We start from the raw sequence: 19,687 nt of genomic DNA, 5'->3' as shown, positions 1-19,687 counted from the left end.
ATGACTCCCATGGAAATGGATAAAACTCCCAAACCAAGACGCACTATCCCTCCCCTGTTTATACTGCTGGCATGGCTCCTTTTCACCCTTGGTGTTTTCGTCCTTGGCTATCCAAGGGTTCGCGAAGCAGTCGTTTCCAGTGGTGTTCTCCAATATGCCCGGCAAGGGGAGAACAGCCCCCTTCTCTCGACTCAAGACAGGACAGTACAGGTCGCATTCGTCACAGCCAGTGGAAAGCAGCAACTGGTTTCCCTCCAGACCAAACGAATGGGAGGAAGCCAATACCATGACAGTTATGAGGCACTGCTCAAGGGACCTACGAGAGAGGTTCTCAGCTTAGGATTGGTGAGCTATATTCACCCAAAAACCTCCCTCATCGGAGTAACGCTGTCAAACAAGATTCTTTTTGTTGATGTAAGTAAGGACTTCTTGGATAGCTTGGATATTGAGAAAGCTACAGAACAGATGAAAACCACTGCTCTGGCATTCAGCCAGGTCAAGGATCTGGTTATGCTGGTTGAGGGAGTACCGTTAGGACAATAGAGCCTTTACTCGCGATGCAAAGGAATTCTTATCCATTCCGGCCTCTGTTTTCAGGAATGCAAGGAATTCAACATTACCCTTGTGACCCTTGAGTGGACTTTTGGTAAGTTTGTGTATGCCTACCCCATCCTCTTCAAGCAAATCAAACACTCTGAGCATAACATCCAAAAGCACCTCAGGCTCCTCAACAACCCCGTTGAAATCCGCCAAGCCCTTTGGCACTTCAAACTGCGGCTTGATCAGAGAGACCAACCAGGTATTGTTGCAGAGTGAAAGGATATGGCTTGCGGCTCCAGCGATGGAACGGAAGGAAAGATCGCATACAGCAGCATCGCAAGGAGGATCCAAGTCCTCCAAGGCCATGATGTTCTGCCGTTCATGTACCTGCACTTGCTCATTGGTGCGGAGTTTCCAATCAAGCTGGTTGTACCCTACATCCACACTATGCACCAAGGCAGCCCCACGCTTGAGCAGGCAATCAGTGAAGCCTCCAGTGGAAGACCCCGCATCAAGCATCACCAATCCGCTTACATCCAGGGAAAACGTATCGAGGGCATGCTCAAGCTTGTAACCACCACGGGAGACATAGGTATCAAAGGTAAAAGAAAAGGTTGCATGAGAGGACACCAACTGCTTGGGATCAGTGGACAGCACCCCATCCACCAATACATTACGACAGACGATGTATGCAGTGAGTTGGTCCTTGGTGTACTCATCATGCTGCTGGCAGAGGGCCTGCAGCAGGGCTACCTTCCTCTCTTTCATCAAATATCGTACAACCTCGTAAATCGTTCGATACTGAGCGCCTGTCCACTGGCAGTATCCAGGGTAATGCATACCCCCTGGATGACCGGTGCGGTATCAGCAATCTCGCTGCGTAGCGGCATTTGGGTAAGTTGCCTTGCAATCGAAATATCAGGCTTCGAGCCGATAACACTCTCAGACGGGCCGCAAAAACCTAGATCCGTAATGTAGGCAGTCTTATGGGGAAGAATCTTCTCATCAGCTGTCTGTACGTGGGTATGTGTCCCAACCACCGCACTCACTTTGCCATCAAGATAGAGCGCCAGGGCTTCTTTCTCCTCAGGGTTCTCTGCATGGAAATCTACAAAGATAAGGGGAGTCTGCTTTCGCAACTTTGCCACTTGGTCAGCACCAACCCGGAAAGGACAATCAATGGATGGCAGGGACTGCCTCCCTTGCAGGTTGAGGACGCCAACCTTATGACCCTTGACCTCAACGACTACAGAACCATGCCCAGGTGCTGCAGGGGGATAGTTGGCAGGACGAAGCAAACGTTTCTCGCTATCCAGTAATGGCCTTAGGTCATCCTGCTGCCAGATATGGTTCCCACTGGTGATCACATTCACCCCAAGTGAGAAGAATTGGTTCATCAAATCGGCATTCAGGCCAAAACCACCGGCTGCATTCTCGCCATTCACGACAACCATGTCAGCTCGATAATCCTTGACCAATGTATGTAATCCAAGAAAGAGAGCCCTGCTCCCGGGCTGTCCACAGACATCGCCCAAAAGCAGGACTACCATTGTTTTAGTATCAGACACAAACAACCTACCTAGCGTACTCGACAACCCTCATCTCACGGATGATGGTCACCTTGATTCTGCCCGGATACCTCAGTTCAGCTTCGATACGACTGGCGATGCCCTTGGCAATTTCCTTAGCCCCATCGTCGTTCACCTGGTCATTATTAACCAGAATCCTGAGTTCTCTACCGGCTTGGATGGCATATGCCTTATCCACGCCTTCAAAACTCTCAGCGATGTGTTCAAGTGACTCAAGACGCTTGATATAATTATCGAGCGTCTCCCGTCTTGCTCCTGGCCGTGCTGCACTGATAGCATCGGCTATCTGGACAATTACTGCTTCCAGGGTCTGCGGTTCTGTATCGTTGTGGTGAGCAAGGATGGCATTTACAATCTTGGGATCCTCCCCAAGTCGTTTTGCCATTTCCGCACCCATTTCAGCGTGGTTTGCGTCACTCTCAGTCTCAGCTCCTTTTCCAATGTCATGCAGGAGTCCAGCACGAAGTGCCAACTCACTATTTGCACCGACCTCACTGGCGATCATGCCGGAGAGTATGGCTACTTCCTTTGAATGATTCAACACATTTTGCCCATAGCTGGTTCTAAAGTATAGCCGACCAAGGGCTCGAATCATCTCAGGGCTCACATTGTGCACCCCTAAATCGAAGATGACTTTCTCACCTTCGTCTGCAATGATTCTACCAACTTCCTTCGATACTTTGTTCACCACCTCTTCGATACGGGCAGGATGGATTCTTCCATCCTGGACAAGTCTCTCGAGCGCGGCACGAGCAATTTCCTTCCTGACTGGGTCAAAACAGGAAATAACTACAGCCTCTGGCGTATCATCAATGATTACATCCACACCGGTGAGCGTTTCCAGGGTACGGATATTGCGGCCTTCACGACCGATTATCCTACCTTTCATCTCATCACTGGGAAGATTCACCGAACTAACCGTTACATCACTGACGACCTCTGTTGCCAACCTTTGAATCGAGGTAACGACGATATCCCTTGCTTTTTTGTCAGCGGAGAGCTGGGCCTCCTGCTCAATCTTGTTGATCATGAGCTGGGCATCTCTCCTCGCATCGTTGTACATGGTTTCCATGATGATATTTTTAGCTTCATCAGCGGAAAGTCCAGCGATACGTTCAAGTTCAGTAATCAAGCTGCCTTCTTTCTCAGCAATCTCTTGTTCTTTCTTGGAAAGGTTTTCTTCCCAATCTCCCAATTGCTTTTTGATAGCATCCAATTCAGCCTGCTTATGCTCGAGATTTTCCTCTTTTTGCGTGAGTCTTCTCTCAGAACGTTGCAGTTCAATCCGTCTCTCTCTAGCCTCTCGTTCCTGCTGTTGTTGTTCTTTCAACAACTGATCCCGAGTCTCAAGCAAAAGCTCTTTGCTTTTTGCTTCCGCTTCCTTTATAGCTTCCTCATTCAACCTAATAGCTTTCTGTTCAACGGAGGTAAGCTTAAATTTCGCATACAGCCAACGGCCTAACCAACCAAAGATGATACCAATAAAACAACTTAGGAGGATCAAAAGTATATTGTTCATATACTACCCCCTATTATAATGGTACAATAATACGTACGGCTGTCAGAATTGTCAAGGCTAAACCCATTCATTATCTTGTCTTACAGTACAAGTTGTTCAACAGATTGTTAATAATTGTGCTTTCAGAAGACTAAACAAAACCGCTGTCATTACAACAGCGGCTTTGCCCATACGGGCATACACTACAGATGAAGAGACCCAATAGAGGCTTATTTCTCCTCTTTGTCCTTCTTCTCAGCCTTCTTGGCTGGTTTTGAGGCCTTCTTTTCAGCCTTCTTCTCGGGCTTTGAAGTTTTCTCCACCAGCTCGAGGATTACCATCTCGGCTGCGTCTCCGAGACGATTGCCGGTCTTCAGGACACGGGTGTACCCGCCCTTCCTCTCGACAAACAAGGGAGCGATCTCTGTGAAGAGTTTTGCAACAATTGCTTCATCATAAATGTCCCGTGCAATCTGGCGGCGATTGGCCACATTGTCAACTTTAGCGCGGGTGATCATTTTTTCAGCCATTTTGCGTACTTCCAGAGCTTTTGCCTTGGTGGTCTCAATCCGCTCATATCTGAACAGACTGGTCACCATGTTGCGCTTCAAAGCTTTGCGGTGTGCAGAGCTTCTATTAAGCGCATTGAATCCAATCTTATGCTTCATTCTCTTCTTCCTTGTTCCCTGGTACTTTGATTGCAGTTTTCAGGACACTGTAGTCGGTCATCCCAAGGCTGAGATTCCACTCCTTCAGTTTTTCCTTAATTTCCTGGAGGCTCTTCTTCCCGAAGTTCCTCGTTTTTGCAATCTCTTCCTCAGTCTTCTTGGTGAGATCGCCGATGGTCCGGATGTTTGCGTTCTTCAGGCAGTTGCTGGAGCGTACTGTCAATTCAAGTTCCTCAACGGAAGTGTTGAGAATCTTGCGGACGCGTTCCTCCTCTTCATCAACCTCGTCATTGTTGTTGATCAATGTTTCATCAAAGTTAATAAAGATCTGGAAATAATCCTTTGCAATCTTAGCGGCCTCTGCAAGCGCATTCTGAGGAATAATCGTACCATCAGTGTAGATTTCCAGTGTAAGCTTGTCATAATCACTACGATAGCCGACACGGGTGGGTTCAATCGAATACTTTACGCGGGTAACCGGTGAGAAGCTGGCATCGATGGGGATGGTCCCAATCTCTTCCACATACTTCTCGTTGATTTCAGACGGGACATAGCCCCTACCAAGGTCTATCTGAACTTCCATCTCGATGTTGGCATCATCCATCATCGTAAAAAGAACCAGATCCTTGTTGGTGATCTCAACCTGGTCACGCTCGAAGTTTGCACCGGTCACAACGCCGGGTCCCTTGCACTCGATGAGGAGGTTTGTACCCTCCGAGTCATCAGGCATCTTGATCTGCAGTTTCTTGAGCGATGCAATGATATCCGCGATATCTTCGCGAACACCGGGAAGTTGCTCATACTCACTTGAGATCAAGTGGGGAACACCATCTTCATTGAAGCTGGTGAACTTTACGGCAGTGACGGCATACCCCTGGATCGATGAGAGGAGTACCCTCCTAAGCGTGTTACCGATTGTGGTACCAAAGCCTCTCTCAAACGGATAGGCGATGAATTTCCCATAGTTCGGCTCAACTGCGCTATGTTCGAAGGTGATCCCCTTGGGCTTCTTAAAGCCCTTCAGAAGGTTTTTGCGTGCCATGGTTACTCCTTATCTGGAATACAACTCGACAACCAGCTGCTCGTTTATCTTTTCGAGCTCGGTGACTTCACTTCTTCTCGGAACTGCGATGAAAGTGCCTTTCATGGCATCTACATCGAGGTTCAGCCACTGGCTTACGCCACTTTTGGTGTATTCCTTGAGGTTTTCTTTAATAATCAACATCTTCTGACCACTCTTGCCTACGGAAACCTCATCACCTGGGCGAAGGCGGTAAGAAGGAATGGAAACACGCTTGCCATTCACGAAAACATGTCCGTGATTAACCAGCTGTGCAGCCTGACTGCGGCTGGATGCAAAGTGGAGTCTAAACACCACATTATCAAGCCTCTGCTCAAGAAGCATGATCAAGTTTTCACCGGTCTTACCAGGAAGTCTTGCTGCCTCATTGAAGGTAAGCTTGAACTGCTTTTCAAGCATGCAATAGGTTCTTTTCAGTTTCTGCTTCTCGCGCAACTGCAGACCGTAGTCAGTCGGCTTCTTTGAGCGCGCGCGGGGATCCTTACCAGGAAGCCCAGTGGCCTTGATGTCATTAAGCGGGCATTTGCCACTGTGGCATCGATCACCCTTGAGGAACAACTTGGTCCTCTCTGCTCTACAATACCTGCACTTAGGTCCAGTATATCTAGCCATGTATCTGCTCTCTCCTCATCAGACTCTTCTACTCTTGCGAGGTCTGCATCCATTGTGTGGGATGGGGGTGACATCACGAATGGAACGGACCTTAAGTCCGAGCACGCCCAACGTCCGGATGGCGCTCTCACGTCCAACACCGGGTCCCTTCACAAATACGTTCACTTCCTGCAATCCATTATCCATAGCAGCCTTGGCAGCCTTTTCGGCAGTGGTCTGTGCTGCATAGGGAGTGGACTTCTTAGCGCCACGGAAACCAAGTCCACCGGCACTAGCCCAAGATACCGCATTCCCGTTCAGATCGGTAACGGTAACAATGGTATTGTTAAAGGTCGCCTGGATATAGACATTGCCTTCATATACCGTTTTCTTGACTTTACGTTTAATAGTAGCCATGTGCTATCTGCTCCTTATTTCTTCTTGGACGCAACGGTCTTCTTCTTACCCTTGCGAGTACGGGCATTGGTTTTTGTCCGCTGTCCATTAACGGGAAGACCCTTACGATGACGAAGGCCACGATAGCAACCGATGTCCATAAGGCGCTTGATGTTCAGAGCTACCTCTGTTCTCAGACGTCCTTCTACTTTGTACTCTTCCTCAATTACCTTACGCAATACTGCCAGATCATCACTGGAAAGGGTATTAATACTTGTATCGGGATCAATTTTTGTTTTTTCACATATCTCAACCGCCGAAAACCTACCAATCCCATAAATATAGGTTAAGGCGATTTTTACTGCCTTGTTCGGCAAATCTACACCTGCAATTCTCGCCATTCATGGCCTCCTGAATTTCTCTAATAGAGTGGAAGGCTTGCGCCGAACCCCGTTTATCTCTGTCTCTGCTTGTGCTTGGGGTTCTCACAAATAATACGGACCACCCCATTCCGTCTGACTACTTTGCACTTGTCACAAATCGGTTTGACACTTGCTCTTACTTTCATGTTCTAGCTCCTAGCCTAAATGTGTTTCGACTTCCTGCTCTTGCCGTCAACATTGAAACCATCGTAGTGGTGCATTTTCATAACTCCTTCAATCTGCCGCATGGTATCCAAGTCAACACCGACAAGAATCAGCAGTGACGTTCCACCGAAAAGCATTGCAACAGATGCAGGGAAGTTGAAGAACATCTGCACCAGCGTAGGAATCAAGGCAATGAAAGCCAAGAACAGGGAGCCAGGGAGAACAATGCGGTTAAGCACCTTAGTAAGGTACTCTTCTAGTTTCTCGGAACGTACGCCGGGAACTGAACCACCATTCTCACGAATCTGTTTGGCCATCTCCACCGGGTTCATTGAAACCTGGGTATAGAAGAAGGCAAACCCTATGATCAACAGGGCGTAGATAATCAGATAGGGGGCACCCTGTGGATTCAACCAATTAGCGAAGGCAGCAAGCCACCTCACCTCTTGTCCCAATGTAGTTGCGATCTGCAACGGGAAGGAAAGCAAGGCACTTGCAAAGATTACCGGGATAACACCTGATGGGTTGACCTTGATAGGGATGTACGTACTTTGTGCACCGTACATCTTACGGCCTACCACACGCTTGGCATAGTTCACGGGAATCTTTCTTACACCCTGCTCTTCATACACGACGAGAGCAACAACAACCAAGAACATTACAAAGACCACCAAGACTACGATTGGGTTCAGAACACCCGCGGAGATGCTCTGGAACAGAACCGATACGGCCTCGGGAAATCTTGCTACAATACCGGCGAAGATCAACAGACTGATACCGTTTCCGATGCCCCACTGGGTGATCTTGTTACCGATCCAAATCAGGAGCATGGAACCGGTCGTTACGGTAAGCATAGCTACCAATGTGAACGGAACGGTGCTCATTGTCATCACGCCGGGAATGGAGTTGGCGTAAATGGTTACTACATACGACTGAATCAGACAAACTACAATCGTACCATACCTGGTGTACTGCTGAATCTTCTTATGCCCGGATGGGTCCTGGGCCAGCTTCTTCAGTGAAGGGATAACCAACATCAACAGCTGCACAATAATCTGTGTGCTGATGTACGGCATGACACCCAACATAAACAGAGAAAAGTTGGAGAACGCACCACCCGAAAAGAAGTTCAGATACTCGGTTAGACCAATATTTGAATCTGAACTCTGGGATAGAAAAAACAGTTTCAGAACTTCCGGATCAATCCCAGGAATAGGAATCACTGCCCCGATCCTGCTGACAATCAGCAGGCTTAGGGTAATGAAAATCTTTTTCCGGAGATCCTTGATTCTATACATCTCAACTAAGGAGTTTGCCATAAAGCCCTTCTTTGTTATTTAATCTCGCCACCCGCAGCTGTAATCTTCTCGATTGCAGTAGCGGAAACCTTCAAACCGTCAATGATTACCTTCTTGGTGAGTTCTCCATTACACAGAACTTTCGCCTGTGTATTGTGCCCCTTGGCCAACCCAACGTCCTTCAGGGCGTCGAGGGTGACTACATCCCCATCTTCGAAGTTAGCAGAAATTACATCAAGGGAGACAACGGCATACTCTTTCTTAAATACGCTGTTGGAAAAACCTCTACGGGCAACACGGCGGTACAAAGGCATCTGCCCGCCTTCGAAGCCAAGACGAACACCACCGCCGGAACGGGAATTCTGTCCGTCATGACCCCTACCGCAGGAGCGACCCTTCGAGGACGCGCCACGTCCTACGATTGTCTTTTTCTTATTGGCACCTTTCGGCGCATGAATCTGTCCCATCTTACATCTCCTCGACTTTCACAAGGTGTGCTACTACACGGACCATCCCAAGCGTAGCGGGAGTAGCATCGTGTACAACCGAGCTGGAAATCTTGCCAAGTCCGAGAGCTTTCACCGTTCTGCGCTGCTTAGGCAGTGAACCGGAAAGTCCCCTGACAAGGGTAACCTTGATTTTCTTTGCGTCAGCCATCTCTTACCCCCACATCTCATTCAGGGACTTGCCCCGATTCTTTGCAACCACTTTGGCATCGAAAAGATTCTCGAAACCATCAAAGGCAGCCTTAACCGTATTGATTGCATTCTTGGAGCCAAGTGACTTGCCCTGGATATCAGAGATACCACAGACGTCACAAATAGCGCGGACTGCACCACCGGCAATAACACCCGTACCAGGTCTTGCAGGCTTCAAGAGCACGCTTGCACTCTTGTAGTTTCCCAAGATCTCGTGAGGAATGGTTGTCTTCTTCATCGGTACAACGATCATGCTTGACTTAGCACGATCGACAGCCTTTCTGATTGCCTCTGTAACGTCATTGGCCTTACCGAAACCATATCCAACCTTACCATTCTGGTCACCAACAACTACCAGTGCGGAGAAGGAGAACCTTCTACCACCCTTGACAACCTTGGCAACACGGTTCAGCTTGATCAGCTTCTCGACATACCCGTCGTTCTTATCCCTATCTCTATCTCTCGATCTATCCACAGTATCCCCCTAGAACTTTACGCCAACTTTGCGTGCGCCATCTGCGATGCTCTTGACAACCCCGTGGAACAGATAGCCGTTACGATCAAACACACAGGTGTCGATCTGCTTCTCGAGCATTCTCTTACCAATGGTTTCCCCGAGTTTTGCTGCATCTTCTACCGTGTTCTTCAAGCCCTTGAGCTCTTTCTCCATGGTACTAGCTGCAACGAGGGTGTTACCAGCTACATCGTCGATGACCTGTACATACATGTGGGAATTGCTGCGAAACACGCTCATTCTCGGCTTACTTGCAGTACCGGAAATGTGCTTTCGAATATGATGCTTACGACGAGCAAGTTTCCTTTTTTTATCGATAACTCTATTCATCTTATCTACCTACCCACTATTTCTTAGCAGAAGCTGTCTTACCAGCCTTGCGCCTGATCACCTCGTCCTCATACCGAATTCCCTTACCCTTATATGGTTCAGGTTCTCGGAGGGAACGGATCTCTGCACAAGTCTGCCCGACGAGCTGCTTGTCGATACCGCTGATGGTAACCTTATTGGGGTTTTCCACGGTAGCCGTGATTCCCTGGGGAAGTACAACTTCAATCAATTCGGAGTACCCGAGGTTGAGGGTCAGGAGATTGGCCTTCAGGTCAGCACGGAAACCGACACCGTTGATCAGCAGAGTCTTGGAGAATCCCTTGGACACTCCAATAACCATGTTGTTAACCAACTGGCGGTAGAGGCCTTGGAAACTATTGCTTTCCTTGGACTTATCCTTGGGAACCACGCTAATTTCGGATTCCTTGATGTTGATCACAACCTCAGGACGGGTTGGACAGCTGAGCTTTCCTTTCGGACCTTCGACATTAATCAAACCACCGTTGATGGCAACTTTGACCCCTTGCGGTACTGTGATTGGCAATTTTCCAACTCTGGACATTTCTTTACCACCTTACCAAATAGAGCAGATCAGCTCGCCACCGACCTTGTTCTCTGTAGCCTTCTTCCCGGTGATGACACCCGAAGAAGTAGACACTACAACGACGCCATGTCCGTTGTACACGCGGGGCATCTCACGATAGCCGGTGTAAACACGACGGCCAGGAGTGCTGATGCGTTGAATCCCATGGAGTACTGGACTCTGATTATCATCATACTTCAGGAAAACTCGGATATAGGAAATCCCATCCTTGGTCACCTTCTTGAAGTTCTTGATATATCCTTCATTCTTTAGAATCTTCACTATCTGAAGCTTCATCTTGGAAGTAGAAACATCTACTTTCTCATGCTTGGCCATGTTAGCATTTCTAACCTTAGTCAGCATATCAGCTACTGGATCACTTACAGCCATTTTTCTCTCCTACCAACTGGATTTGGTAACACCAGGAATCTGGCCTTCACTAGCCAATTTACGGAAACAGATCCTGCACATGTCGAATTGGCGCATATAGCCACGGGGTCTGCCGCAAATTCTGCAGCGATTGACGTGTCTGGTGCTGAACTTAGGCTCTCTCTTGGCCTTTACAATCATTGATTTCTTTGCCATATGTCTCTTACCCCTTATTTACTGAAGGGCATGCCAAGCTTAGCGAGCAGGGCGTAGCCTTCTTCATCGGTCTTTGCGGTCGTTACAATGGCGACATTCAAACCGCTGACGCGTTCGATCTTATCGAAGTCAATCTCAGGGAAAATAATCTGCTCGGTAATGCCGAGTGAGTAGTTCCCATGCCCATCAAAAGCATTGGGCTTGACACCTCTAAAGTCCTTAACGCGGGGAAGAGCGATGCTGATCAGCCTCTCCAGGAAGAACCACATGTTTTCACCACGTAAAGTCACCATCGCACCAATTTCATATCCTTCACGAACCTTGAAGTTTGCGATGGACTTTTTGGCCTTGGTTTTCAATACATGCTGACCGGTGATCTGCTCAAGCTCCTTGACAGCAGCATCGAGGAGCTTCTTATTGGTAATGGCTTCGCCGACACCGACACTGACAACAACCTTCTCAAGAGCGGGGATCTGCATTTTGGAGCTATAGCCAAAATCTTCAAACAGAGCAGGAGCTACTGTTTCCAGGTATTTTTTCTTAAGGTTTGGTATAAACTTTTCCATTAGATTACTTCCCCGGTTTTCTTGGCATAACGGACTTTCTTGCCGTTTTCATCAAACTTGTACCCAATCCTTGTAGTTTCACCTTTTCCGGTGACATAAGCTACATTTGAAACATGGATTGGTGCCTCAATTTCCACGATGCCACCCTTGTCCTGTTGGGTTTTCTTGCGCATGGTCTTTTTCACCATGTTGGCACCCTGGACAACGACTCTCTCTTTCTCACGGTCTACCTTCACGATCTTGCCTGACTTACCTTTGTCCTTACCAGCAATGATCATTACGGTGTCGTTCTTCTTAAGCTTCATGTATATACTCCTACAACACTTCCGGCGCGAGAGAAACAATCTTCATATACCCATCACGCAACTCTCTGGCTACGGGTCCGAAGATACGCTTACCGCGCGGGTTATTGTTGGCATCGATGATAACGCATGCGTTGTCATCGAACCTGATATAGGTACCGTCAGGTCTGCGGTATTCCTTCTTCGTTCGGACAATGACTGCCTTCATGACGTCACCTTTTTTGATGGCGCCGTTAGGCAATGCGGTCTTTACTGCCACGACAATAATGTCACCAACACCGGCAACATAGCGATGGCTTCCGCCAAGAACCTTGATGCACTGCACACGCTTTGCACCACTGTTATCCGCTACATTCAAATAGGTCTGCATCTGTACCATATCGTCTCTCTCCTATTAACGAGCACGCTCGACGATCTGCACGAGACGCCAGCACTTATCTTTACTGATGTGGCGGCATTCCAAAACACGTACGGTGTCGCCGATATTTGCCTCGTTCCTCTCATCATGTGCCTTCACCTTTTTGGTGGTAGTCACATACTTTTTGTACAGGGGATGCAGTCTTCTTGAGGAAACAGCAACGACAATCGTCTTATCCATCTTGTCACTGACCACCCGGCCGGTAAAACTTTTTTTATTAGCTTCCATCTGAATCGCTCTCCCTTACTTTGCCACGTTCCGAATTCCGAGTTCATACTCACGAATTCGCGTATTCACACGAGCGATGTTCCTCCTGACGGTACGAACAGCAAGTGGATTCTCAACATGTCCGAGCACTCTTCCCATACGAAGGTCGAAGTACTCCTTGTGAAGTTGCTCCTTCTTGGCTACCAGCTCGTCAAGGGTCAAATCTTTATATGAATTCTTCATACTCTTACTCCACTTCCCTTCTGGCGACAAACTTCGTCTTGATCGGAAGCTTGGAAGCTGCGAGCTCCAAAGCCTCACGAGCGAGCTCTTCAGGAACGCCACCCATTTCAAACATCACAGCGCCTGTCTTCACGACAGCGACCCAACCTTCGGGGTTCCCCTTACCGTTTCCCTGTCTGGTTTCAGCAGGTTTCTTGGTATAGGGCATGTCAGGGAAAATCCTGATCCATACCTTACCACCACGCTTAATGTGACGGGTCATGGCGATACGGGCTGCCTCGATCTGGCGATTGGTGATCCACTTCGGCTCAAGTGCGAGCAAACCGAATTCACCGAAAGCAATGGTAGTCCCGCGATGTGCAACACCATCAGTGGTGCCACGCTGTTTCTTTCTATGTTTAATTCTCTTTGGACTAAGCATGGCCTACTAACTCCTTGCCTCAGCACCTTCGCTCTTGGTCGGCTTTTTCACCAAACCACCGGCGTCGTTCTTGACTGCACGATCGTAGATCTCACCGTTGTACACCCACACCTTGACGCCAATGACACCAAAGGAGGTATTAGCTGTGGTGAATCCATAGTCGATGTCACTGCGCAGTGTGTGAAGGGGAATCCTTCCTTCCTTCATCCACTCCGAGCGTGCAATTTCTGCACCACCGATACGACCGGAGAGCCGGATCTTGACACCCTGAGCGCCATTCTGCATTGCTTTGGAAACAGCCATCTTCATTGAGCGGCGGAACGAACCACGGCTCACGAGCTGTCTAGCAACGTTTAAGGCAATCAGCTGGGCATCAGCCTCTGGCTTCTTGATTTCCTTGATCTTGATCTGCACCTTCTTGTCAGAAAGTTTCTGGAGACGTGCTCCAAGCTTCTCGACATTTGCACCCTTGCTACCAATGATGATACCAGGGCGGCTGGTGGTGATCACAATCGTAATGCGCTGGGGCTTACGGATGATTTCAACATCCGAAATCTCAGCACCCTGAACTTCAGGGCATTCAACCAAAGCTTTTCTCAGCTTCAGATCTTCATGCAGAGTGTCCGCATACTCCCTGGGGTCCACATACCATTTGGACTTCCAGGTCTTGTTGACTCCAAGACGGAGCCCAATAGGATTAACTTTCTGGCCCATTTACTTCCTCACGCTTGCTTTTTCGTCAACGACGACGGTAATGTGTGACATCCTCTTAAGCAGAATATCCCGTCTTCCATGGGATCTCGGCCATACTCTCTTGAGCCTTGGACCCTCGTTAACCTGCAACTCCTTGATCACAAGATTCTCTTCGTCGATCCTCTTGTTCTGATCAAGCGCATTTGCACAAGCGGATTGCAAAACTTTCAGGATCAGATTTGATCCCTTCTGAGGCATAGCCTCAAGAATTGCTACTGCTTCCACATACGACTTATTCCGAACAAGATTGGCGACCGGGCGAACCTTGGAAGGAGATACCATCAGAAATTTGGCAGTTGCTGAATAACCTTGTTTATCTTCCATCTTACTACCCATACCGCTTACCCAACCTTCTTGTCGGAAGCATGACCGCGGAAAATTCTGGTGGGAGAAAACTCACCGAGTTTATGTCCAACCAAGTTCTCCGTCACATATACTGGAATCCAGGTTTTCCCGTTATACACGGAGATCGTGAATCCCACCATTTCAGGGATGATCGTAGAACAGCGGGAATAAGTCTTGATCATCTGCTTCTGATTCGTCTTAAGAGACTCCTGAATCCTCTTATACAGTTTCTTTTCAATAAAAGGACCTTTTTTGATTGATCTTGCCACTTTCTACTCCTACTTCCGCTTCTTAACGATGAATGCACCGGAAGGTTTCTTCTTGGAACGGGTCTTTCCACCCTTTGCCGGCTTGCCCCATGGGGATACAGGGTTACGTCCTGCAGCAGTCTTACCTTCACCACCACCATGTGGGTGATCGATCGGGTTCATTGCTACACCACGTACCTTCGGCCGTCTTCCAAGGTGGCGACTTGCACCAGCCTTTCCGAGCGTGACGTTCATATGATCTTCGTTGCCAAGCTGCCCAAGGGTAGCATAGCACTCACCAAACACCATGCGCATTTCGCCTGAAGGCAAGCGGAGGGTGACATAGTCTCCTTCCTTGGCAACCAGGGTAGCTCCCAAACCAGCGCTGCGGACAAGCTGCCCACCACGACCGAGGGTCAACTCCACATTATGCACCATAAGGCCAAGAGGAACTTTCTTCAAAGGAAGAGCATTTCCTACCTGAATTGGGGCTTCTGGTCCACTGACAACAGTAGTTCCCACCTTGATACCCCTGGGAGCAATCATGTAGCGCTTCTCACCATCGGCATAAAATACCAATGCAATGTTCGCACTGCGGTTCGGATCGTATTCGATTGTCTTCACAACACCGGGAATCCCGTATTTGTCGCGTTTGAAATCAATTGTACGATATGCACGCTTATGGCCACCGCCTCTACGGCGAACACTGATGCGCCCGAAGGTATCCCGACCTGCCTTTTTGTTAAGACCACTGGTCAGCGACTTCTCAGGCTTGCTGGCAGTCAGCTCGCTGAAGACCAAAGAGGTCTTCTGGCGAAGGCCGGGAGTATTGGGCTTGTATGATTTAAGTGCCATAATCCAACTTCTCCTTATACGCCTTCGATGGCCTGGATGGTATCACCCTTGGCCAGGGTTACGACAGCCTTCTTCCAGTTACCGGTGTTACCAAGGATGGAACCACCCTTACCACGGGAATACTTTGGCTTGCCCTTCACAATCATCACGTTACAAGCTGCAACCTCAACACCAAAGAGCTCTTTAACAGCTGCCATGATCTGATACTTGTTGCTGTCCATACGGACCTTGAACGTATACTTCTTTGTTTCGCCCTCGCGAGCAAGATTGGTCTTCTCACTCAGGACGGGTTCAATAATAACTTGGTCTGCTCTCATTTCCGGTCCCCTTATTTGTCGCCGTAGAATTCATTCAAATTCTTAGCAGCCCCTTCCAGAACCAGAAGCTTTCTCCCATACAACAACTCCTTAGCAGAAAGCCTGTTGTAAGAAAGAACACGCAGGTACGGAATGTTCCTTGCAGCACGGCGCACCATTGCATCGTCATCTTTCAGGATCAGAATGGTTCTGCTCTCATCCTCGACGAAGTTCTTAAGAATCTTATTCAGATCCCTGGTTTTGCCACTTTCGATGGAGAAATCCTCTACAACAACGAGACGATCCTCCTTGACTCCCATAGACAACAGGCTCTTCATTGCAAGCCTCTTCATCTTCTTGGGGAGGGTAATACTATAATCGCGCGGCTTGGGTCCAAAAATCGTCCCACCACCAACTCTGACAGGGCTTTTCTTGTCACCGGCACGTGCGTTACCAGTACCCTTCTGTTTGTATGGCTTATTATTGCTGTATCTGACCTCTGCGCGGGTCTTAGTACTTGCAGTACCAACACGGTGGTTTGCAAGCTCGCTGTTTACGGCATAATAAATGGTACCATCACTAACCTCTCTGTTGAACACTTCATCATTCAACACGAGGGTTCGGACCTCTTTGCCGTCGATTGAAAAGACTTTCGTTTCCATATATCTCGCCCCTACTTCTTGATCGCTTTCTTGACGATGACGACACTCTGGGCGGGGCCAGGGATAGCACCCTTAACCATAAGGACCTGCATCTCTTCATCGACACGGACTACCTTCAGGTTCTGGACCGTCGTCCTCTCATTACCCATGTGGCCAGCCATCCGGGTACCTTTGAATGTGCGGGAAGGGGTGGAAGACATTGACGTACCGCCGATGTCACGATGGAATTTGGAACCGTGGGTAGCACGACCGCCCTTAAAGCCATGTCGTTTCATACCGCCGGCAAAACCCTTACCTTTAGAAGTCCCGGTGACATCCACAAAGGAGATGTCCTTAAATATATCCACGCCCAACACCTCGCCGACTGCGACCTCACGGTCATAGTCACGGAATTCAATTACATGTTGCTTTGGTTCACATACTTCCTTGAACTGTCCAGCATATGGTTTGGTGATAGTACTTTTCTTTTTGTCAATCGAACCCAATACAGCAGCAGAATATCCATTCTTCTCCTCATTACGGTCCGCGACAACAACGTTGCCCTCTATTTTAATTACAGTCACGGGTGTGAGCCTGCCTTGCGCATCAAACACCTGTGTCATTCCAACTTTTTTGCCGATAAGCCCTAACATCTCTTACCTCAACTCTCTTACTGTTTAATCTCTACATCCACACCGGCAGGGAGCTCAAGCTTCATGAGGGCATCCATGACTTTTGATGTAGGATCCAAAATGTCAATCAACCTTTTGTGGGTTCTCATCTCAAATTGTTCACGAGACTTTTTGTTGACAAAGGGCGATCTCAGGACAGTGTACTTGTTGATACGGGTCGGGAGAGGTACAGGACCTGATACTGTAGCACCAGCCCTGACAACGGTATCTACGATAGCTTTTGAACTCTGTTCAACCAGCTCAATATCAAAACCTCTCAACCTAACTCGAATTCTCTCTTTAGCCATTATTCCTCCAAAAAACGGGTCTTGCCACCATCATCCGATGATAGCAAGACATTCGTTGGTAACGTTATTCAATAATCTCGGTAACCTGGCCGGAAGCAACGGTTCTACCACCTTCGCGGATAGCAAAGCGGAGTCCCTTGTCCATGGCAACAGGGTGAATGAGTTCAACATTGATGTCGGTATGATCCCCAGGCAGAACCATCTGCTTGCCTTCAGGCAGGTTTACCGTACCAGTGATATCAGTGGTGCGGAAATAGAACTGCGGGCGATAGCCGCTGAAGAATGGGGAGTGACGACCACCCTCGTCCTTGCTCAGTACGTATACAGTACCGGAGAACTTGGCGTGGGGATTGATGGACTTTGGCTTTGCCAAAACCTGGCCTCGAACAACGTCCTTCTTGTCAACACCACGAAGCAGTGCACCGATGTTATCACCAGCCTGGCCTTCGTCGAGCAACTTATTGAACATCTCAATACCAGTAACAACAGTATCACGGGTATCGCGAATACCAACAATTGAAGCAGGTTCATTGACCTTGATGACACCGCGCTCGATACGACCGGTAACAACAGTACCTCGGCCGGAGATGGAGAAGATATCCTCAATCGGCATCAAGAAGGGCTGGTCAATAGCACGCTCCGGAAGCGGAATGAAGTTATCCATTGCATCAAGCAGCTCGTCAAGACACTTGGTCTGTTCAGGATCATCAGGATTGCTCATTGCATTGAAAGCAGAACCGCGAATGACAGGAGTATTAGCACCGTCGAAGCCATACTCATTGAGCAGGTCGCGCATTTCTTCTTCAACGAGGTCAATCAATTCAGGATCGTCAACCTGGTCAGTCTTGTTGATGAAAACGATCAAGCAGGGTACACCAACCTGACGTGCGAGCAGGATGTGCTCTTTGGTCTGTGCCATAGCACCGTCAGTTGCTGCAACGACGATGATGGCGCCGTCCATCTGTGCAGCACCGGTGATCATGTTCTTGATGTAGTCAGCGTGTCCCGGGCAGTCAACGTGTGCATAGTGTCTATTTGTAGACTGATACTCAACGTGTCTGGTGTTAATGGTAATACCACGCTCTTTTTCCTCAGGGGCGTTGTCGATTGCATCGTAAGCAAGTGCCTTATCGCCAAACAGTTTTGCACAATGCATGGTAATTGCTGCGGTAAGGGTAGTCTTACCATGGTCAACGTGACCGATGGTGCCTACGTTTACGTGTGGCTTCGTCCTCTGAAATTTCTCTTTTGCCATCATTTCCTCCTTGTGACATCCAATGTTAGTCACAAAAATAATTAATATGTGCTCATAAAGGCCCAAAGCCTTTACCATTTCGATTGAGACAAACTAATTACAGGGAAACAAAACATAAGAGGATTCCAGAGGTCGGCAGGCCTGGAGGACCCATCCTGACGACATAGTATAAGTTTATAAAAAACTTGGTACTGCCTGAAACCACCTTATCATTGCTCCGGCAATAATCGGTTTGGCTCTACATACTGCCACATAGACGTACCTATGCGGACACCTTTAGCAATATACGGGAAAGCAGTTTTTATGTCAAGCGATTAGGAATAATTCTTTAAAGATAAAGAAAAACCGGCTCTTCACAAGGGAAAAGCCGGCCTTTTTGGGTTTTTTTACCAACGATAATGACTGAAAGCCTTGTTGGCCTCTGCCATTCTGTGGGTATCTTCCTTCTTCTTGAAGGCAGAACCGGTATTCTGGTAGGCATCCAGAAGCTCAGCACCAAGTTTCTCGGCCATGCTGTGCCCATTACGGGAACGAGCAGCGGCGATAATCCAGCGCATTGCAAGGGCCTCACGGCGATTCTCACGAATCTCCACAGGAACCTGATAGGTTGCACCACCAACACGGCGGCTCTTGACCTCTACAACCGGCTTTACATTTTCCAAAGCCTTGAGGAAGACTTCAAGCGGCTTTTCACCGGTCTTCTCACCAATGGTCAACAGGGCATTGTAAATGATCCTGGTGCTGAGGGACTTCTTTCCATCATACATCATGCGACGGATGAACTTCTCAACAATGACACTCCCATATACGGGATCCGGCAACACTTCCCTGACGGGAGCAGTAGTTCTTCTAGACATATTCCAACTCCTCCCTTATCAAGCCTTAGGCTTCTTGGCGCCGTATTTGGAGCGGCTTCTCTTACGATCTGCAACACCAAGGGTATCCTTGGCACCACGAACAATGTGATACCGCACACCGGGAAGGTCCTTGACCCTTCCACCACGCAGGAGTACTACCGAGTGCTCCTGTAGGTTATGTCCGATACCGGGTATATAGGCGGTAACTTCAATACCATTGGAAAGACGCACACGTGCGACCTTTCTCAAAGCAGAGTTCGGCTTCTTCGGGGTCACGGTCATGACCCTGGTGCATACACCACGCTTCTGGGGACAACCTTCGAGGGCTGGGGACTTTGTCTTC

General features: G+C 48.5%; 35 protein-coding genes. 1 reads left to right on the top strand and 34 read right to left on the bottom strand.

From position 1 onward, the window contains the following. Positions 1–9 precede the first annotated feature (9 nt). On the top strand, positions 10–543 hold the full coding sequence (locus AB7S66_RS02880) for a GerMN domain-containing protein (RefSeq protein WP_428517879.1): 534 nt from the start codon (positions 10–12) through the stop codon (positions 541–543). On the opposite strand, the gene AB7S66_RS02875 is transcribed toward AB7S66_RS02880, so the two are convergent. The 34 genes from AB7S66_RS02875 to rpsL all read right to left on the bottom strand — a co-directional run. Then, positions 532–1,308, bottom strand: a complete 777-nt coding sequence (locus AB7S66_RS02875; RefSeq protein ID WP_428517878.1) for a TlyA family RNA methyltransferase — start codon at positions 1,306–1,308, stop codon at positions 532–534. The two genes, AB7S66_RS02880 and AB7S66_RS02875, sit on opposite strands and share 12 nt — an antisense overlap. After that, positions 1,308–2,090, bottom strand: a complete 783-nt coding sequence (locus tag AB7S66_RS02870) for a TIGR00282 family metallophosphoesterase (RefSeq protein WP_428517876.1) — start codon at positions 2,088–2,090, stop codon at positions 1,308–1,310. Before AB7S66_RS02870 ends, AB7S66_RS02875 begins: the two co-directional genes overlap by 1 nt. Positions 2,091–2,115: 25 nt before the next feature. Next, on the bottom strand, positions 2,116–3,648 hold the full coding sequence (rny, locus tag AB7S66_RS02865; protein WP_428517874.1) for a ribonuclease Y: 1,533 nt from the start codon (positions 3,646–3,648) through the stop codon (positions 2,116–2,118). A 209-nt stretch (positions 3,649–3,857) separates the two neighbouring features. Then, the gene (gene rplQ / locus AB7S66_RS02860; RefSeq protein ID WP_428517873.1) at positions 3,858–4,295 is read right to left on the bottom strand and encodes a 50S ribosomal protein L17; all 438 of its coding nucleotides are present in this window, start codon (positions 4,293–4,295) and stop codon (positions 3,858–3,860) included. Then, a complete protein-coding gene (locus AB7S66_RS02855) occupies positions 4,285–5,337 on the bottom strand; it encodes a DNA-directed RNA polymerase subunit alpha (RefSeq protein WP_198890386.1) in 1,053 nt (350 codons plus the stop codon). Before AB7S66_RS02855 ends, rplQ begins: the two co-directional genes overlap by 11 nt. A gap of 9 nt (positions 5,338–5,346) precedes the next feature. Next, positions 5,347–5,988, bottom strand: coding sequence for a 30S ribosomal protein S4 (gene rpsD / locus AB7S66_RS02850; RefSeq protein WP_428517872.1), 642 nt, complete (start codon positions 5,986–5,988; stop codon positions 5,347–5,349). Positions 5,989–6,006: 18 nt separating this feature from the next. Then, complete coding sequence (gene rpsK, locus AB7S66_RS02845; RefSeq protein WP_428517870.1) at positions 6,007–6,384, bottom strand: 30S ribosomal protein S11; 378 nt, start codon at positions 6,382–6,384, stop codon at positions 6,007–6,009. 14 nt (positions 6,385–6,398) lie between these two features. After that, positions 6,399–6,764, bottom strand: coding sequence for a 30S ribosomal protein S13 (gene rpsM / locus AB7S66_RS02840; protein ID WP_198890383.1), 366 nt, complete (start codon positions 6,762–6,764; stop codon positions 6,399–6,401). 53 nt (positions 6,765–6,817) lie between these two features. Beyond that, positions 6,818–6,931: a 50S ribosomal protein L36 gene (gene rpmJ, locus AB7S66_RS02835; protein ID WP_198890382.1), complete on the bottom strand. Its 114-nt coding sequence runs from the start codon at positions 6,929–6,931 to the stop codon at positions 6,818–6,820. A 15-nt stretch (positions 6,932–6,946) separates the two neighbouring features. Further along, positions 6,947–8,269: a preprotein translocase subunit SecY gene (secY, locus tag AB7S66_RS02830; RefSeq protein WP_428517867.1), complete on the bottom strand. Its 1,323-nt coding sequence runs from the start codon at positions 8,267–8,269 to the stop codon at positions 6,947–6,949. Between the two features lie 14 nt (positions 8,270–8,283). Beyond that, positions 8,284–8,715 carry a 50S ribosomal protein L15 gene (gene rplO, locus AB7S66_RS02825; RefSeq protein WP_428517865.1) on the bottom strand — a complete coding sequence of 144 codons (432 nt, stop codon included), beginning with the start codon at positions 8,713–8,715 and terminating at the stop codon, positions 8,284–8,286. Position 8,716: 1 nt separating this feature from the next. Beyond that, a complete protein-coding gene (gene rpmD / locus AB7S66_RS02820; protein WP_198890379.1) occupies positions 8,717–8,905 on the bottom strand; it encodes a 50S ribosomal protein L30 in 189 nt (62 codons plus the stop codon). A gap of 3 nt (positions 8,906–8,908) precedes the next feature. After that, positions 8,909–9,421 carry a 30S ribosomal protein S5 gene (gene rpsE, locus AB7S66_RS02815; protein WP_428517864.1) on the bottom strand — a complete coding sequence of 171 codons (513 nt, stop codon included), beginning with the start codon at positions 9,419–9,421 and terminating at the stop codon, positions 8,909–8,911. 9 nt (positions 9,422–9,430) lie between these two features. Beyond that, positions 9,431–9,790 carry a 50S ribosomal protein L18 gene (gene rplR, locus AB7S66_RS02810; RefSeq protein WP_428517863.1) on the bottom strand — a complete coding sequence of 120 codons (360 nt, stop codon included), beginning with the start codon at positions 9,788–9,790 and terminating at the stop codon, positions 9,431–9,433. A gap of 16 nt (positions 9,791–9,806) precedes the next feature. After that, positions 9,807–10,352: a 50S ribosomal protein L6 gene (gene rplF, locus AB7S66_RS02805; protein ID WP_428517861.1), complete on the bottom strand. Its 546-nt coding sequence runs from the start codon at positions 10,350–10,352 to the stop codon at positions 9,807–9,809. A 12-nt stretch (positions 10,353–10,364) separates the two neighbouring features. Next, complete coding sequence (rpsH, locus tag AB7S66_RS02800; RefSeq protein WP_198890375.1) at positions 10,365–10,763, bottom strand: 30S ribosomal protein S8; 399 nt, start codon at positions 10,761–10,763, stop codon at positions 10,365–10,367. A 9-nt stretch (positions 10,764–10,772) separates the two neighbouring features. Beyond that, entirely contained in the window at positions 10,773–10,958 is a 186-nt protein-coding gene (locus AB7S66_RS02795; RefSeq protein ID WP_117329445.1) for a type Z 30S ribosomal protein S14, read from the bottom strand. 14 nt (positions 10,959–10,972) lie between these two features. Beyond that, positions 10,973–11,524, bottom strand: a complete 552-nt coding sequence (gene rplE / locus AB7S66_RS02790) for a 50S ribosomal protein L5 (RefSeq protein WP_198890373.1) — start codon at positions 11,522–11,524, stop codon at positions 10,973–10,975. Then, positions 11,524–11,829: a 50S ribosomal protein L24 gene (rplX, locus tag AB7S66_RS02785; RefSeq protein ID WP_428517859.1), complete on the bottom strand. Its 306-nt coding sequence runs from the start codon at positions 11,827–11,829 to the stop codon at positions 11,524–11,526. Before rplX ends, rplE begins: the two co-directional genes overlap by 1 nt. Before the next feature lie 10 nt (positions 11,830–11,839). Continuing rightward, positions 11,840–12,205, bottom strand: a complete 366-nt coding sequence (rplN, locus tag AB7S66_RS02780; RefSeq protein ID WP_319473191.1) for a 50S ribosomal protein L14 — start codon at positions 12,203–12,205, stop codon at positions 11,840–11,842. Positions 12,206–12,220: 15 nt separating this feature from the next. Continuing rightward, positions 12,221–12,472, bottom strand: coding sequence for a 30S ribosomal protein S17 (gene rpsQ / locus AB7S66_RS02775; RefSeq protein WP_198890371.1), 252 nt, complete (start codon positions 12,470–12,472; stop codon positions 12,221–12,223). A gap of 15 nt (positions 12,473–12,487) precedes the next feature. After that, entirely contained in the window at positions 12,488–12,694 is a 207-nt protein-coding gene (gene rpmC / locus AB7S66_RS02770; RefSeq protein ID WP_117329440.1) for a 50S ribosomal protein L29, read from the bottom strand. 4 nt (positions 12,695–12,698) lie between these two features. Beyond that, positions 12,699–13,115, bottom strand: coding sequence for a 50S ribosomal protein L16 (gene rplP, locus AB7S66_RS02765; protein ID WP_117329439.1), 417 nt, complete (start codon positions 13,113–13,115; stop codon positions 12,699–12,701). A gap of 6 nt (positions 13,116–13,121) precedes the next feature. Beyond that, on the bottom strand, positions 13,122–13,829 hold the full coding sequence (gene rpsC / locus AB7S66_RS02760; protein ID WP_321306485.1) for a 30S ribosomal protein S3: 708 nt from the start codon (positions 13,827–13,829) through the stop codon (positions 13,122–13,124). Continuing rightward, positions 13,830–14,192, bottom strand: coding sequence for a 50S ribosomal protein L22 (gene rplV / locus AB7S66_RS02755; RefSeq protein ID WP_428517855.1), 363 nt, complete (start codon positions 14,190–14,192; stop codon positions 13,830–13,832). Positions 14,193–14,209: 17 nt separating this feature from the next. Then, a complete protein-coding gene (rpsS, locus tag AB7S66_RS02750) occupies positions 14,210–14,482 on the bottom strand; it encodes a 30S ribosomal protein S19 (protein ID WP_198890367.1) in 273 nt (90 codons plus the stop codon). Positions 14,483–14,491: 9 nt separating this feature from the next. After that, positions 14,492–15,316 carry a 50S ribosomal protein L2 gene (rplB, locus tag AB7S66_RS02745; RefSeq protein ID WP_428517853.1) on the bottom strand — a complete coding sequence of 275 codons (825 nt, stop codon included), beginning with the start codon at positions 15,314–15,316 and terminating at the stop codon, positions 14,492–14,494. A 14-nt stretch (positions 15,317–15,330) separates the two neighbouring features. After that, positions 15,331–15,633, bottom strand: coding sequence for a 50S ribosomal protein L23 (gene rplW, locus AB7S66_RS02740; RefSeq protein ID WP_428517851.1), 303 nt, complete (start codon positions 15,631–15,633; stop codon positions 15,331–15,333). 11 nt (positions 15,634–15,644) lie between these two features. Beyond that, a complete protein-coding gene (rplD, locus tag AB7S66_RS02735) occupies positions 15,645–16,274 on the bottom strand; it encodes a 50S ribosomal protein L4 (protein ID WP_428517850.1) in 630 nt (209 codons plus the stop codon). 11 nt (positions 16,275–16,285) lie between these two features. Next, complete coding sequence (gene rplC / locus AB7S66_RS02730; protein ID WP_428517849.1) at positions 16,286–16,906, bottom strand: 50S ribosomal protein L3; 621 nt, start codon at positions 16,904–16,906, stop codon at positions 16,286–16,288. A 17-nt stretch (positions 16,907–16,923) separates the two neighbouring features. Then, positions 16,924–17,232, bottom strand: a complete 309-nt coding sequence (rpsJ, locus tag AB7S66_RS02725) for a 30S ribosomal protein S10 (protein ID WP_117329431.1) — start codon at positions 17,230–17,232, stop codon at positions 16,924–16,926. A gap of 64 nt (positions 17,233–17,296) precedes the next feature. Further along, a complete protein-coding gene (gene tuf / locus AB7S66_RS02720; RefSeq protein ID WP_428517847.1) occupies positions 17,297–18,487 on the bottom strand; it encodes an elongation factor Tu in 1,191 nt (396 codons plus the stop codon). A 386-nt stretch (positions 18,488–18,873) separates the two neighbouring features. Beyond that, positions 18,874–19,344 (bottom strand): 30S ribosomal protein S7, encoded by a 471-nt coding sequence (rpsG, locus tag AB7S66_RS02715; RefSeq protein WP_428517845.1) that lies wholly within the window; start codon positions 19,342–19,344, stop codon positions 18,874–18,876. Between the two features lie 18 nt (positions 19,345–19,362). Further along, on the bottom strand, positions 19,363–19,687 hold a 325-nt coding region (rpsL, locus tag AB7S66_RS02710; RefSeq protein ID WP_428517843.1), incomplete at its 5' end, for a 30S ribosomal protein S12.

It is taken from the genome of Sphaerochaeta sp. (assembly GCF_050178175.1).
In the GTDB taxonomy this organism is placed as follows: Bacteria; Spirochaetota; Spirochaetia; order Sphaerochaetales; family Sphaerochaetaceae; genus Sphaerochaeta.
This window is presented reverse-complemented; position numbering and strand designations above follow the sequence as displayed.